The sequence below is a fragment of the Brucella sp. JSBI001 genome (assembly GCF_026014005.1).
Classification (GTDB): Bacteria; Pseudomonadota; Alphaproteobacteria; order Rhizobiales; family Rhizobiaceae; genus Brucella; species Brucella anthropi.
In genome coordinates, this window is record NZ_CP110339.1 from 437,411 (window position 1) to 452,826 (window position 15,416).

Consider the following 15,416-nt stretch of genomic DNA (forward strand, 5'->3'; position numbering starts at 1 on the left):
TTAGGAGGAGACACATGAAACAGGATTTGAGCCGCCGCACATTTCTGACGAAGGGTGCCGCAATCGGCGCTGCCGCTGCCACAAGTGGAGCGGCACTCGCAACACCGGCAATCGCGCAGGAGTTGCCGACGCTGCGCTGGCGCCTGACTTCGGGCTTCCCGAACAATCTGGATACGATCTACGGCGGTGCGGTCTATATGGCCAATGCCGTTTCAAAGATGACAGAAGGCAAGTTCCAGATTCAGGTATTCCAGGCCGGTGAAATCGTGCCTGGCCCACAGGCCATCGATGCGGTTCAGGCCAACACGGTCGAAATGGCGCATACGTGCGGCTATTATTTCACTGGCAAGAACCCGGCTTTCGCCATCGGGACGGCTATTCCCTTCGGCATGAACACACGCCTGCAGAATGCCTGGCTCTATCATGGCGGTGGCAACGAGCTTTATAATGCGTTCCTTGCCGATTATGGCATTGTCGGTATCGTCGGCGGCAACACGGCGGCCCAGATGGGCGGCTGGTATCGCAAGGAAATCAAAAGCCTTGCGGATCTGAAGGGCCTGAAGATGCGTATCGCGGGCGTGGCTGGCGAGGTCATGTCGCGGCTCGGCGTCGTTCCGCAACAGCTTCCGGGCGGCGACATCTATCCGTCGCTGGAGCGCGGCACGATCGATGCGGCCGAATGGGTCGGTCCTTATGATGACGAGAAGCTCGGCTTCTACCAGATCGCGCCATATTATTATTACCCGGCCTTCTGGGAAGGCGGCGCTTCGGTACACTTCTTCATCAACAAGCAGCAATATGAAAGCCTGCCGGAGCCATACAAGGTTGCGCTGAATACGGCTGCCGAAGCTGCGACCCAGAACATGATCTCGCTTTATGACGTGAAAAACACCGCTGCGATTCGTTCGCTGGTGTCGAAGGGCGTGAAGCTTCAACCGCTTCCGCGAGACGTTCTGGATGCCGCCTACAAGGTCGCGTTCGAACTCTACGCCGAATACAACGAGAAAAATCCGGCATGGGCGAAAATCTACCCGAGCTGGAAAAAATTCCGTGACGAGGGCTTCGAATGGTTCCGCGTCGCTGAATATACCTATGACAGCTACGTCTATGCGCAGCAGGCTGCAGGCAGGTAGCCATCGACTGACATAGTCGCGAAACGCTTGTGAAACGGGGCCTTCGGGCCCCGTTTTCGTTTATTGTATTTAAGGCGAAAGTGGTTTTGTAGTTAGAAATTGCTAGTGTTAATATACTTGAAATTTTATTTGATTTATATTTTATGAGTTATTTATTGTTATAAAGTAAAGATGTTTATAATTAGTGTCATAATGGACACATGTTCCTTTTCAACTTCATATAGTTCTTAAAATTGGAATTGATGTATTTGTAGAATTCATTCTATCAGGCCTCGTCTGAAAAATTTCTGGAGGCAATGAAATGAAGATCAAGAGCTTGTTGTTCGGTTCGGCTGCAGCACTGGTTGCAACCACTGGAGCATATGCTGCGGATACCGTTGTGGCACCGGAGCCTGAATCTGTTGAGTATGTTCGCGTTTGCGACGCCTATGGTGCGGGATATTTCTATATTCCGGGCACCGAAACCTGCCTTCGCGTATCCGGCTATGTCCGTTACGACGCTGCTGGCGGTGACAATGTCTACGGTCGCGGTTTCGTTGATCGTGACGGTAGCGTCGATACGCGCCGCAATTCCTGGGATAACAAGGCTCGCTTCACACTGCGCCTCTCCACGGCGTCGGAAACCGATCTTGGCACTCTGAAGACCTTTGCCGAAACCCGTTATGATTGGGGCAATGGTGTTGAAGGTGCCTCCGGTTCGCTGCGTTTTGCCTATATCCAGCTTGGCGGTCTCCGCGTCGGTCTCGATGAATCGGCCTTCGTTACCTTCCCGGGCTATCTCGGCGATGTCATCAACGATGACGTGATTCTCGCTGGCGGCTATCGCACCGGCTTGATCAGCTACACCTTCACCGGTGGCAACGGCTTCTCCGCCATTCTGTCGCTCGAACAGGGCAACAATGATGATACGGATAGCGCATACGGCTATGATGGCGTCATCAAGGACTACACGCCGCACGTTGTCGGTGGCCTGAAGTATGAAGGCGGCTGGGGCAAGATCGCAGGCGTCGCTGCTTATGACGCCCGCAACGAAGAGTGGGCCGGTAAGGTTCGCGCTGACGTGAACATTACGGACCGCTTCTCGGTCTGGGCGATGGGTGGTTACAAGTCCAATAAGGACCAGTACATCATGCAGACCGATGGCAATGGCCATGATATCGGTCAGGTTCGTGCGATCAGCAGCTTCTACGGCACCTGGGGCGGCGATTGGGCTGTCTGGGGCGGCGCAGCATTCAAGGCTACCGACAAGGCAGTCTTCAATGCGCAGCTTGCTTATGACGGCACGAACACTTTCGCAGCTACTGCCAACGTAGCGTATGAAATGGTTCCGGGCTTCACGGTCACGCCGGAAGTTTCCTACACCAAATGGAGCGACAGCAAGTCCTATCTCAACGGCAAGGATGCCGTTCAGGGTATGATCCGCTTCCAGCGCTCGTTCTAATGCTTAACCGGGAGGCCGACATCGGCCTCCCGGTCTGCATTCAAAAGTATATTGAACCGTTCATCTTGGTGTAACGGTCATGAGTTCAATAAAATTTCTAATAATTTGATATTTAATTGAAGAAATATTCTTGAATTTTCGAATAAAATAACAAGTAACCAAGTGCTGATATAACAAAAATGTAATTTGCATTCTGGTGTGCTTGTACTATTTTAAAAGAACCATTCGATAGCGTAGAAGGACTGCGCTGTTTACAAATCTGATCTCCAGTCGGAAGAGTGGTACGGCGAGCTTCGGCTCGCCGTTTTTATTTCCGTCCTATCGTTCTGCACATATGAAAAAGGCCGGATTGATCCGGCCTTTTCGTTGCGTGAATGCATCGCAGAATATGAACTGCTCTCCTTTATCGGGAAAACTTCATATGCCGGTTGACGTCCTTGTAGAGCAGATAGCGGAACTTGCCGGGGCCGCCTGCGTAACAGGCCTGCGGGCAGAAGGCGCGCAGCCACATGAAGTCGCCGGCTTCCACTTCCACCCAGTCCTGATTGAGCCGATAGACGGCCTTGCCTTCCAACACATAGAGGCCGTGTTCCATGACGTGGGTCTCGGCAAAAGGAATGACGCCGCCGGGCTCCAGGGTCACGATGGTGACGTGCATGTCGTGGCGCAGGTCATTCGGATCAACGAAGCGGGTCGTCGCCCAGGCGCCGTTGGTGTCCGGCATCGGATTGGGCGCGATATCCTTTTCGTTGAGGAATAGCGGTTCGGGAACATCGAGGCCGTCGACATATTCATAAGCCTTGCGCACCCAATGGAAGCGGGCCGTCGTCGCGCCGTTGTTGCGAAGTGTCCAGCCGCTTTTCGGCGGCAGATAAGCGTAGCCGCCTTCGGTCAGCGTGTGCGTTTTACCAGCTACGGTGACGGCGATTTCGCCCTCGACCACGAACAGCACGCCTTCCGCGCTTTCATCCAGTTCGGCACGGTCGCTGCCGCCGCCCGGCTGCACTTCCATGATGTATTGCGAGAAGGTCTCGGCGAAGCCGGAGAGGGGGCGGGCAATCACCCAAAGCCGTGTCTTGTCCCAGAAGGGCAGGAAGCTCGTCACGATATCGCTGAACGTGCCCTTGGGGATCACAGCATAGGCTTCGGTGAACATGGCGCGATCGGTGAGGAGCTGGGTCTGCGGCGGCAATCCGCCAGTCGGTGCATAATAGCTGCGATTGTTCTTGTCGTTGCCCATGTGGGGAATTCCTTATGTGAGAAGCTGGCACTCACGGCGAGTTCTGGAAAACCTGTCGTGAGATCATGGAATGAATGCGCCCGGAAGTCGACCTTCCGGGCTGCAAGGATCAGTAGAGCGCTTCCGGCAGAATATCCTTGAGGCGCAGGAGGGCGATGCGCTCCACCTGAGCGCAAGCCGTTTCAAATTCTGTATCGCGGTCATTGGAAACGCGGCGCTGGAAAGCGTCGAGGATTTCCTTTTTGTTGCGTCCCTTCACGGCGATGATGAACGGAAAGCCGAACTTCGCCGTATAGGCGTCGTTCAATTCGGTGAATGTCTGCTTTTCCGCATCAGTCAGCGCATCGAGACCCGCACCAGCCTGTTCGGCGGTCGATTCCGCTGTCAGCCGTTTGGCCTGTGCGAGCTTGCCAGCAAGATCCGGGTGCGCCTTCAACACGGCAAGCCGCTCATCTGCCGAGGCGGCGCGGAATGCCTTCGTCATCGCGGTCGCAAGACCGGATGCGGTATCTTCCTCCAGGCTGAAACCCGCATCGTATGCACGTTCGGCAATCCATGGCGAATGCTCGAAAATGCTGCCATAACGTGCGACGAACGCATCCCTGCTGGCTTTCGAAGGCACGACGTCGGCGGTGACGGGCTTGTAGTTTTCGTGCCAGTGGCGAGCAATGTCGACGCGCTTGGCGACCCATACCTTGTCATGGCTTTGCACATAGTCGAGGAACCGTTCGAGCGCGGCCACACGGCCGGGACGACCGACAAGGCGGCAATGCAGGCCAATGGACATCATCTTCGGTGCGCCTTCCGCGCCTTCGCGATAGAGCACGTCGAACGTGTCCTTCAGATAGGTGTAGAACTGATCGCCGGAATTGAAACCCTGCGGCGTCGCAAAACGCATATCATTGGCGTCGAGCGTGTAGGGCACGATCAGGTGCGGTCCCTTCGGACCTTCAACCCAATAAGGCAACTCGTCGGCATAGGAATCGGCGGAATAGAGAAAGCCACCTTCTTCCATCACCAGTTTCAGCGTGTTGTCGGACGGCTTGCCCTGATAGATGCCGAGCGGTCGCGAGCCGGTAAGTTCCGTATGAAGGCGTACCGCATCGCGGATATGCTCGCGTTCGATCTCTTCGGGAACGTCCTTATATTCCCACCAGCGCAATCCGTGGCTGGCGATTTCCCAGTCAGCCTCTTTCATGGCGGCAACGGCTTCGGGATTGCGTGCCATGGCGAGTGTCACGCCATAGACGGTGACTGGCATGTTGCGGCGGGTGAAGGCGCGCCACAAGCGCCAGAAGCCGGATCGGGCGCCATATTCGTAGATGGATTCCATATTCAGGTTGCGCTGGCCCTGCCAGGGCTGCGCGCCGACAATCTCGGACAGAAGGCATTCGGAGGCCGCGTCACCGTCGAGAATGCTGCATTCGCCGCCTTCCTCATAGTTGACGACGAATTGAACTGCGATATTGGCTCCTCCCGGCCAGCGCGGATCTGGCGTGTTGCGTCCATAGCCGACGAGATTGCGCGGATATTTCATTGCGGGTCTTCCCTCGTTTTCGTTCGTTTTATCCATGATAATAAAGATTTATCGCTATTATTCCCCTCCAAAAATTTGAAAGACATCCAACGATAACCATCTTTCAGAATGAGGAGGATCGCGAAATACTAAATGCTGGGAACATGGTGTGGTTTGCGGCCCCCACAGCCGATGGCGACGTTGGGCTCAAATAAACCACCGGAAATCAAAAGCTTGTAACATTTTCCAATCTATTTGATGAGAGAATCAGCAAGCTGCAGGAGTGTAAATGGGTCAGGAAAACAGCGGTAATGGCCGGTTGACGACGCATGTCCTCGACACGGTAAGCGGCAAGCCGGCGGCAAATCTGCGCATCGAATTGCGTCGCGTCGAGAATCAGCAGGCCGAACCAATCCGGGAAATTCGCACCAACGACGATGGCCGCTGCAGCGAGCCGCTTCTGTCGGGCGAGAATTTGCGGGCCGGTTCCTACGAGCTTCTGTTCCATGTCGGCGAATATTTCGGCAAGACAGATGATGTCGTACCGTTCCTCGATGTCGTCCCTCTGCGCTTTGGCATTTCCGATGAAAAAGCGCATTATCATGTGCCGCTTCTCGTTTCGCCGTTTTCCTATTCCACCTATCGCGGGAGCTAAGCGCCATGAACCAGTCTGTGCACCAGTCTGTGCGACACACGATCCGCTTTCTTCTGAACGGTGAAAAGGTTGAACTCGACCGCGTTTCCCCGACCGAAACGTTGCTCGACTATCTGCGGCTGTCCGCCAAGCTGCGCGGCACCAAGGAAGGTTGCGGCGAAGGCGATTGCGGTGCGTGCACGGTGCTGGTCGGCAAGATTTCCGACGGCAAGCTCGTTTACGAAAGCGTCAATGCCTGCATCCGCTTCATGGGTTCGCTGGATGGCTGCCATGTCGTGACGATCGAGCATCTGCGCGGCGCCGATGGCGATCTGCATCCGGTGCAGAAGGCAATGATCGAGTTTCATGGCTCGCAATGCGGCTTCTGCACACCGGGCTTCGTCATGTCACTCTACGCTCTGTGGATGCGCGAACCGAAGCCCGCCGATGCACAGATCGAAAAGGCATTACAAGGTAATCTTTGCCGCTGCACGGGCTATGAGGCGATCATGCGCGCTGCCCGCATCATTTCCGACTACGGTACGGTCATGGAAGACCCGCTTGCTGCTGAACGCGCCCATGTTCTCGAACAGCTGACGGCCATGCGCGATGGCGTTCGGGTGGAAGTGGGTGAAGGCAAGGACCGGTTGATTGTGCCCGGTGATCTCGATGATTTCGCCACCATCCTGGCGGCAGAGCCGAAGGCGACCATCGTTGCCGGTTCTACCGATGTGGGCTTGTGGGTCACCAAGATGATGCGTGACATTTCCCCGGTCGTCTTCATCGGTCATCTGGAGGAACTGCGCTCCGTCCGTGAGGAAAATGGTGTCGTTACCATCGGCGCAGGTGTCACCTACACGGAAGCATTCGGATTTCTTGCCAAGCGCATTCCGCAGCTCGGCCAGCTCATCAACCGCATTGGCGGTGAGCAGGTGCGCAATATGGGAACCATCGGCGGCAATATCGCCAATGGTTCGCCGATTGGTGACACGCCGCCGCCGCTGATCGCGCTCAATGCAAAACTGACGCTGCGCAAAGGGGCGGAACGCCGCACTATACCGCTGGAAGAGTTCTTCATCGCTTATGGCAAGCAGGATCGCCAGCCCGGCGAGTTTGTCGAAGCCGTGCATGTACCGGTTCCGGCAGAAGGCAGCCATTTTGCCATTTACAAAGTGTCGAAGCGTTACGAGGAAGACATTACGGCGACGCTCGGCGCTTTCCATCTGACGCTCGACGCGGCAGGCAATGTGGAAACGGTCCGCATCGCTTATGGCGGCATGGCCGCAACGCCGAAGCGCGCCAGCACGGTGGAAGCCGCACTGACGGCCAAGCCCTGGACCGAGGCTACGGTTGAAGCGGCATTGGAAGCCTATGCACAAGACTATACGCCCTTGAGCGATATGCGCGCGACAGCGGATTACCGGCTGCTCGCGGCGCGCAATCTGTTGCGGCGTTTCTTCGCCGAAACGGAAGGCAGTTACGTGCCGCTGCGTGCGGCTGAAATCGCGGCGGCGTGAGGAGGCAATCATGAACAAGCATCCTGCAAATGCATTGAAAGCTGCCCGCATTGTGGGTGGCGTCGCGACCGACCAGAAACACGATTCCGCGCACAAGCATGTGACGGGAACGGCTGTCTACATCGACGATATACCAGAGCCCGAAGGCACGTTGCATATCGGGGTCGGCTATTCGTCCGTTGCACATGGTTCATTCAAGTCGATTGATTTGTCGGCGGTGCGCGCCGCTCCCGGCGTGATCGACGTGTTGACCTACAAGGACGTGCCCGGCGAAAACGATGTTTCGCCATCGGGCATGCATGACGACCCGATCTTTGCCGTCGACAAGGTTGAGTTTCACGGTCAGCCGATCTTTGCGGTTATCGCGAAAAGCCGCGATCAGGCGCGCCGCGCTGCGCGTTTGGCAAAGATCGAATATGAAGAAACGACAGGTATCTATTCCATCGATGCGCTGGACGGTCTGAAGGACCGGCTTGTCACCACGCCGCTGACGCTGAAGCGCGGTGATGCACGTGCGGCCATTGATACTGCGCCGCACCGTATCAAGAACCGCATGTATCTTGGTGGGCAGGATCATTTCTATCTTGAGGGCCAGGTTTCGCTGGCTATCCCCGGCGAGGATGAGGACGTCACCGTCTATTGCTCCACGCAGGGGCCGAGCGAAACCCAGCATCTGGTTGCCCATGCGCTGGGCGTGCCGAGCCATTCCGTGACGGTGGAAGTGCGCCGCATGGGCGGTGGCTTCGGCGGCAAGGAAACGCAGGCCAACCAGTGGGCGGCCATTGCAGCCATTGCTGCCAAGAAGCACAAGCGCGCCATGAAGATCAGGCTCGACCGCGACGAGGACATGACCTCGACCGGCAAGCGCCATGGCTTCGTCATCGACTATGAAGTCGGCTTCGACGATGACGGCAATATTCTGGGCATCGATTATCTGTTTGCCCTCAATGCCGGGTTCTCGGCAGACCTTTCCGGACCTGTCGGAGACCGCGCACTGTTTCACTGCGACAATGCCTATTTCTTCCCGGCAGTTCATGCACAGTCGGCACCGCTTTACACAAACACCGTGTCGAATACGGCGTTTCGCGGCTTCGGTGGCCCGCAGGGCATGGTTGGTGCAGAACGCGTGATCGATGAGGTGGCTTTCGCCGTCGGCAAGGACCCGCTCGAAATCCGCAAGCGCAATTTCTACGACGAGATGGGTAAGGACGGCACACGCAACGTCACCCCTTACCATCAGAAGGTCGAAGATTGCATCATCCAGCGCATCGTTTCGGAACTTGAGGAAAGTTCAGATTACGCGAAGCGCCGCGAAGCGATCCGCGAGTTCAACGCGAAAAGCCGTTATGTCAAACGCGGCATGGCGCTGACGCCGGTGAAATTCGGCATCTCCTTTACCAAGACGGAGTCCAATCAGGCTGGCGCTCTGGTGCATGTATACAATGACGGCTCGGTGCATATGAACCATGGCGGCACGGAAATGGGGCAGGGGCTCCATTTGAAAGTGGCGCAAGTCGTGGCCGAGGAATTCCAGATCGACATCGACCGGGTGAAGATCACAGCGACGACCACCGCCAAGGTGCCAAATACGGCGCCGACGGCGGCTTCTTCCGGTGCCGATCTCAACGGCATGGCTGCACAGGACGCAGCCCGCCAGATCAAGAAACGTCTCATCCATTTTGCGGCACAGCAATATCAGGTGCCGGAAGATCAGGTTGTCTTCCTTCCCAACCGGGTTCGCGTCGGCAATCAGGAAATCAGCTTCAACGATCTCGTGAAGCAGGCCTTTATCGGTCGTGTGCAGCTGTCGGCGGCAGGTCACTACAAGACGCCGAAAATCCACTGGGACCGTGCCAAGGGCCGGGGCCATGCCTTCTATTACTATGCTTACGGAGCAGCCTGTTCCGAAGTTTCCGTCGACACTCTGACTGGTGAATATGTGGTGGAGCGCACCGATATTCTGCATGATACCGGGCGTTCCCTGAACCGCGCCATCGATATCGGTCAGGTTGAAGGCGGCTTCGTGCAGGGCATGGGCTGGCTGACGACAGAGGAGCTTGTGTGGGACGACAAGGGGCGGCTTCGCACCCATGCGCCATCCACCTACAAGATCCCGCTGGCTTCTGACCGGCCCAAGATCTTCAATGTCGCGCTGACCGACTGGTCGGAGGCTTATGAGCCGACGATCCATCGTTCCAAGGCTGTCGGCGAACCGCCGTTGCCGCTTGGGTTGTCGGTGCTGCATGCTCTGGCCGACGCCATTGCAACCGTGGCGGATCACAAGGTCTGCCCGCGTCTTGATGCGCCAGCAACGCCGGAACGTGTGCTGATGGCCATCGAACGGCTCCGCAAGCAAAAGGGCTAGAGAGATGCCAGGCGCGCGCGACGATATCCGGGCTTTTCTCAACCGGCGTCCCGATAGTGTGCTGGTTGAAGTCACCGATGTGAAAGGTTCCGCACCCCGCGATGCCGGGGCGTGGATGCTGGTTGCCCGCGATATGATCTTCCGGACGATCGGTGGCGGTCAGCTTGAATATATGGCTATCGACCATGCCCGGAAGGTGCTGCTTGGCGGCAGGGACTCACCCAAGGACGTTCCACCCATGAATGTGCCACTGGGGCCCGAAATCGGCCAGTGCTGCGGCGGACGGGTAGGCCTGAGCTTCAGGCGTGTCAGCCGTGGGCTCACCGACGAGCTTGTCAGCAAGGTCGATGCGGAAATAGCCACGCGCCCGCATGTCTATGTCTTCGGCGCGGGCCATGTTGGTGATGCGCTGGCGAGTGCTCTCTCGCTCACGCCCGTCCGGGTCATTCTGGTGGATACGCGGGAAGCGGAGCTGATGGCGTGCGATGTGCCGGGCGTCGAAACCTGTCTGTCGGCCATGCCCGAACAGGTGGTGCGTTCCGCCCCGCCGGGTAGCGCGTTTATCGTTCTCACCCATGACCACGCACTGGATTTTCTGATCGTCGCTGAGGCATTGCAGCGACGCGATGCCGTTTATGTCGGCATGATCGGCTCGAAGACCAAAAAAGCTACTTTCAAAAATTGGTTGAAACGCGAAATCGGTAGCGACAATCTTTTTGAAAATCTTGTCTGTCCCGTCGGCGGAGCCGTTGTGAAAGACAAGAGGCCGGAAGTCATTGCGGCATTGGCCGCAGCCGAAGTTCTGACGGCGGTGCTGACTTCCGTACGTGTATCGCAACCCGCCTGATCAGGCGGGTTTTCTTTCGCATTTCCGGTAAAGCGCGAGAAGGTTTCGCACGATATAATATTTGAAAAACAAAGGAATAGAGCGGTTTGAGCCGCTCTACACCAAAGCCTCGCGGATCAATCGCTGGCACCGCTCCGTCATGAAATCGATGATCAGACGTACCTTTGGGTCCTGAAAGCGCTTGTGCGGGTAGATCGCAGCAAGCTGGATCGGCGCCGGTGGTGTGCTTTCGAGGATTGGAACCAGCCGTCCGTCACGGATATATTCTTTCACTTCGAACAGCGGCTTGTTGATGATGCCGCGCCCGCCAAGCGCCCATTGCGTCAATACGTCGCCATCATCCGAGTCAAATGGCCCGGTGACTTCGAATTTGCGCAGACCTTCCGCCGTTTGCAGGGACCAGAAATATTCCTTTGAGCCTGGAAAACGCAGCAGAAGACAGTCATGCTTGTCGCCAAGCAACTCGTCAGGAGACTGCGGAACCCCATGTTTCTCGAGATATGCAGGCGCTGCACAGATCACGCGCTCGCAATTCATGATCCCGCGCATACGCAGGTTCGAATTCTCCAGAACACCGAGCTTGAAAGCCACATCGACGCCCTCGCTCATAATATCGACTTCATGATCGGACAGGCGAAGCCGTACTTCGATATCCGGATATTTGTCGTGAAACTCCGGAATTCCCGATGCAATCAGCCGTCTCCCGAAGCCAAGCGGAGCGGTAATGCGAATCGATCCCTTGGGATTTTTCGCCAGTTCAGCCACGGCAGCTTCCGCCTCATCCACAGCTTCGAGGATTTTCAACGCACCGTCATAGAATACGCGACCGTGTTCGGTCGGCGTAAGCTTGCGTGTCGTCCGGTTGAAGAGCCTGACCCCCAGGTGCTTCTCCAACTCTTTGATTCGATTGCTTGCAACTGCTGGCGAAGCGCGCTGGTCGCGACCCGCTGCAGATAGATTTCCCAATTCGACAACGCGCACAAAAACGCGCAGATTATCAAGATATGACATACGTCCCTCCACGATTGTCTAGATTTTTTTGAAAGTGCTGGTCGTGATGTGACGTTCCCTGAACCTGATTCCTTTGGCACATAATGCAACAACGAACAATGGGGCTCAAAAATGGGTCAAGAAATGGGAGTGCCTGATGTATGATTTCGCCGTAGCCTGGGACTGGCTGGGCTTCGCAGCGCGGTGGCTGCATGTGATTACCGCGATTGCGTGGATCGGCTCGTCTTTCTACTTCATCGCGCTTGATCTCGGTCTGCGCCAGCGTCCCGGCTTGCCGGTAGGCGCGCATGGCGAGGAATGGCAGGTCCATGGCGGTGGCTTCTATCACATCCAGAAATATCTGGTTGCGCCCGCCGAAATGCCGGAACACCTTACCTGGTTCAAATGGGAATCCTACGCCACGTGGCTGTCGGGTTTCACGCTGCTCTGCATCGTCTACTATGCCGGCGCCGATCTCTACCTGATCGATCCGAATGTGCTCGATGTTTCCGTACCGGTCGCCATTGCGATCTCGATCGGTTCGCTGGCCTTCGGCTGGATCGCCTATAACACCATCTGCAAGTTCATGCTCGGCAAGAGCGATACGCTGCTGATGGTCATTCTCTACTGTATTCTGGTGGTGGTGGCCTGGGGTTATACGCACCTGTTTACAGGCCGCGCCGCCTTCCTGCATCTCGGTGCCTTCACGGCAACCATCATGTCCGCCAACGTGTTCATGATCATCATCCCGAACCAGAAGATCGTGGTGGCGGATCTGATCGCAGGCCGCAAGCCCGATCCGAAATACGGCAAGATCGCCAAGCAGCGTTCGACGCATAACAACTATCTGACGCTGCCTGTTCTGTTCCTGATGCTGTCGAACCACTATCCGCTGGCTTTCGGGACGCAATTCAACTGGATCATCGCCTCGCTGGTGTTCCTGATGGGCGTCACGATCCGCCACTGGTTCAACACACAGCATGCCCGCAAGGGCAGCCCGACCTGGACCTGGCTGGTAACGGTGATCCTGTTCATCATCATCATCTGGCTCTCGACAGTGCCGAAGGTTCTGACCGGTGAGCCGGAAGAACAGAAGGTTTCGGCATTGCAGCAGTCTTTCATCTCGGACCCGCACTTTGAAAAAGTGCGGGATACCGTTCTGGGGCGCTGCGCCATGTGCCACGCCAAGGAGCCGGGCTGGGAAGGCATCATTGCGCCACCGAAGGGCGTCGTGCTGGATACCGACCGGGATATTGCCGCGCATGCGCGTGAAATCTATTTGCAGGCAGGTCGCTCACATGCCATGCCGCCCGCCAATGTCACCGGCGTGAGCGAGGAAGAGCGCCAGCTTCTTGCCTCCTGGTACCAGTCCGCCACGCAAGGCACGAAATAAGGACCACGACTAAAATGACCAAGCTTCTGATCCGCGGCCGCGTGCTGACCTTTCGTGACGAACCGCAGAGCCTCGATGACAATGCCGCTTACCGCTATATCGAAGACGGCGCTGTCCTTGTCGAAGATGGCCGCATTCAGCGCGTCGGGGACTATGCTGAAGTAAGCAGCATGGCAGGCAACGACGTCAACGTCGCCGACCATCGCCCGCACCTGATTCTGCCCGGTTTCATCGATACGCATATCCATTATCCGCAGACGCAGGTGGTCGCTTCTTATGCAGCCAATCTGCTGGAGTGGCTCAACACCTATACGTTCGTCGCTGAACAGAAATTTGCCGATGAGCAGCATGCCGAATTCATTGCGGAGCGCTTTCTTGACGAGCTGATCCGCCACGGCACCACCACGGCGGTTGCTTACTGCTCGGTACATCCGCAGAGCGTCGATGCCTATTTCCGCGCCTCGCAACATCGCAACATGCGCATGCTCGGCGGCAAGGTCATGATGGATCGCAATGCGCCGCCAGCACTCTGCGACACGGCAAAGTCCGGCTATGACGATACGAAGGCGCTGATCGCACGCTGGCAGGGCAAAGGCCGCCTCGATTATGTGATCACCCCGCGCTTTGCCATTACGTCCACACCGGAGCAGCTTGAGGCAAGCCAGGCGCTTGTTCGTGAGCATCCCGGCAGCTACATCCAGACGCATCTTTCGGAAAATCACGACGAAATCTCTTTCACCAAGTCGCTTTATCCCGATGCACCGGACTATCTCGGCATATACGAGCATTACGGTCTATTGGGTGACAAGACCCTGCTTGGCCATTCGATCCATCTGGAGCCGCGCGAAGTGCGCGTCATGGCGGAAACCGGTTCGATTGCCGTGTTCTGCCCGACTTCAAATATGTTCCTCGGCTCGGGTCTTTTCGATCGTGACCGCTTGAAAGCGTCAGGCGTGCGCATGGCGGTGGCGACCGATGTCGGCGGCGGCACGAGTTTCTCCATGCTGCGCACCATGGACGAGGGTTACAAAGTCCTGCAGCTGCGCGAACAGCGTCTGAACCCGTTCCAGTCATTCTACATGATGACGCTGGGCAATGCCCGTGCGCTGTCGATGGAAGACAAGATCGGTACGCTCGACGAGGGCACGGAAGCGGATATCGTGGTGCTGGATTCATCGGCGACATCGCCGATGCGGCTTCGCATGGCTGCAGGGGCAACGCTTGAGCAGGAGTTGTTCCTGCTGCAAACGCTGGGCGATGACCGCGCCATCGTCGAAACCTATGTGGCTGGCAAGCCGCTCAAGGCCGAACTGGCCTGATTACCCCAATTCTTGGAGGAGGATGACCCGTGGCGGAGCGATCCGCTGCGGGTCTTTTTTTAAAACTCTTCCGGGCGTTTGCCGCCCATGGCCCGGGTCAGCTCGTCGGCGGTGGAGCGGATCAGCGGCCCGAACTCCTCGAGTCTCTTTTTCGGCAGGCGCACCGCAGGGCCGGAAACGGAAATACCAGCAATCGCCTCGCCATATTCATTGAAGATGGGAGCGGCGATGCAGCACATGCCGAGCGTATGTTCTTCATCATCAACAGACCAGCCGCGGGTGCGGGTTGCCTGAATGTCTTTCAAGAGCGCGGGCAGGCTGTCGAGCGTGCGCTGCGTGAAATGCTCAAGCATGCGCCCCGAAAGAGCGTGCGCGATTTCCTTGTCCGACCAGGTGGACAATATGGCCTTGCCAATGCCGGATGCATGGATGGGCCCGCGCCGCCCGGGCCGGAAAAAGGCACGCATCGGCGCATGGCTTTCGATCTGCGAGATGAACACGACATCGCCGCCGTCCTCGACGCCGATATTGGCGGTTTCGCCGCTCGTTTCCATCAATGTCTTGAGATAAGGCCGCGCCAGAATGCCGAGCTTGCGGAACCGGCGAAAGGCATTGCCGATTTCGAAAGCCTTGACGCCGATGGTCCAGTCTCCGCTTTCCAGATCGTGGGAAACCATACCGTGATTTGCCAGCGACGACAGAAGGCGGTGCACGGTGGAGGGCGCCATACCGCTTTCATCGGCAAGGTCGGTCAGTGTCGAACCGTCATTTTCGGCGATTAATGCCAGCAGCTTCAGGCTTCGGTCCAGAACCTGCACAGACGAGGGCGCGGCGTTTTCCGCCGCCTTGCGGCCCCGCTTTACCTTTGCCTGTTCCATCATCGTCTCCGAATCCCGCCTTAGAGCGCATCCCGAAAAGTGTGAAACGGTTTTCGGACAAGATGCGCGTCAAAACAAACAGTTAGAGCGTGATCTGATTCAATCAGATCGAACCACGCTCTAAACTCACGAATTACCACTAT

At 56.9% G+C, this 15,416-nt stretch carries 12 protein-coding genes; 8 read left to right on the forward strand and 4 right to left on the reverse strand.

Annotation, left to right across the window (positions count from 1 at the left end; translation table 11 throughout):
• Positions 1-14: 14 nt before the first annotated feature.
• The gene (locus tag LJ361_RS02005) at positions 15-1,133 is read left to right on the forward strand and encodes a TRAP transporter substrate-binding protein (RefSeq protein ID WP_010658269.1); all 1,119 of its coding nucleotides are present in this window, start codon (positions 15-17) and stop codon (positions 1,131-1,133) included.
• 301 nt (positions 1,134-1,434) lie between these two features.
• Complete coding sequence (locus LJ361_RS02010) at positions 1,435-2,574, forward strand: porin (RefSeq protein WP_010658270.1); 1,140 nt, start codon at positions 1,435-1,437, stop codon at positions 2,572-2,574.
• Positions 2,575-2,977: 403 nt separating this feature from the next.
• Here the strand turns inward: LJ361_RS02010 and LJ361_RS02015 are convergent, their stop codons facing one another.
• Both LJ361_RS02015 and puuE read right to left on the reverse strand, forming a co-directional pair.
• Positions 2,978-3,814 (reverse strand): bifunctional allantoicase/(S)-ureidoglycine aminohydrolase, encoded by an 837-nt coding sequence (locus LJ361_RS02015; protein WP_010658271.1) that lies wholly within the window; start codon positions 3,812-3,814, stop codon positions 2,978-2,980.
• Positions 3,815-3,923: 109 nt separating this feature from the next.
• Positions 3,924-5,351, reverse strand: a complete 1,428-nt coding sequence (gene puuE / locus LJ361_RS02020; protein WP_151688946.1) for an allantoinase PuuE — start codon at positions 5,349-5,351, stop codon at positions 3,924-3,926.
• A gap of 268 nt (positions 5,352-5,619) precedes the next feature.
• Between puuE and uraH the strand changes: the two genes are divergently transcribed.
• The 4 genes from uraH to xdhC are packed head-to-tail and all read left to right on the forward strand — an operon-like array spanning position 5,620 to position 10,693.
• Positions 5,620-5,985: a hydroxyisourate hydrolase gene (uraH, locus tag LJ361_RS02025; RefSeq protein WP_094514808.1), complete on the forward strand. Its 366-nt coding sequence runs from the start codon at positions 5,620-5,622 to the stop codon at positions 5,983-5,985.
• 17 nt (positions 5,986-6,002) lie between these two features.
• A complete protein-coding gene (xdhA, locus tag LJ361_RS02030) occupies positions 6,003-7,481 on the forward strand; it encodes a xanthine dehydrogenase small subunit (RefSeq protein ID WP_182505873.1) in 1,479 nt (492 codons plus the stop codon).
• A 10-nt stretch (positions 7,482-7,491) separates the two neighbouring features.
• Complete coding sequence (xdhB, locus tag LJ361_RS02035; RefSeq protein ID WP_010658275.1) at positions 7,492-9,846, forward strand: xanthine dehydrogenase molybdopterin binding subunit; 2,355 nt, start codon at positions 7,492-7,494, stop codon at positions 9,844-9,846.
• Between the two features lie 4 nt (positions 9,847-9,850).
• Positions 9,851-10,693, forward strand: coding sequence for a xanthine dehydrogenase accessory protein XdhC (gene xdhC, locus LJ361_RS02040; RefSeq protein WP_010658276.1), 843 nt, complete (start codon positions 9,851-9,853; stop codon positions 10,691-10,693).
• Between the two features lie 96 nt (positions 10,694-10,789).
• Here xdhC and LJ361_RS02045 read toward each other — a convergent pair whose 3' ends face one another.
• Positions 10,790-11,704, reverse strand: a complete 915-nt coding sequence (locus LJ361_RS02045; protein ID WP_010658277.1) for a LysR family transcriptional regulator — start codon at positions 11,702-11,704, stop codon at positions 10,790-10,792.
• A 136-nt stretch (positions 11,705-11,840) separates the two neighbouring features.
• Between LJ361_RS02045 and LJ361_RS02050 the strand changes: the two genes are divergently transcribed.
• Entirely contained in the window at positions 11,841-13,076 is a 1,236-nt protein-coding gene (locus tag LJ361_RS02050; RefSeq protein ID WP_010658278.1) for a urate hydroxylase PuuD, read from the forward strand.
• A 14-nt stretch (positions 13,077-13,090) separates the two neighbouring features.
• Positions 13,091-14,395 carry a guanine deaminase gene (gene guaD / locus LJ361_RS02055; protein ID WP_094541495.1) on the forward strand — a complete coding sequence of 435 codons (1,305 nt, stop codon included), beginning with the start codon at positions 13,091-13,093 and terminating at the stop codon, positions 14,393-14,395.
• Positions 14,396-14,454: 59 nt separating this feature from the next.
• Here the strand turns inward: guaD and LJ361_RS02060 are convergent, their stop codons facing one another.
• Positions 14,455-15,273: an IclR family transcriptional regulator gene (locus LJ361_RS02060; protein WP_166943066.1), complete on the reverse strand. Its 819-nt coding sequence runs from the start codon at positions 15,271-15,273 to the stop codon at positions 14,455-14,457.
• Positions 15,274-15,416 lie beyond the last annotated feature (143 nt).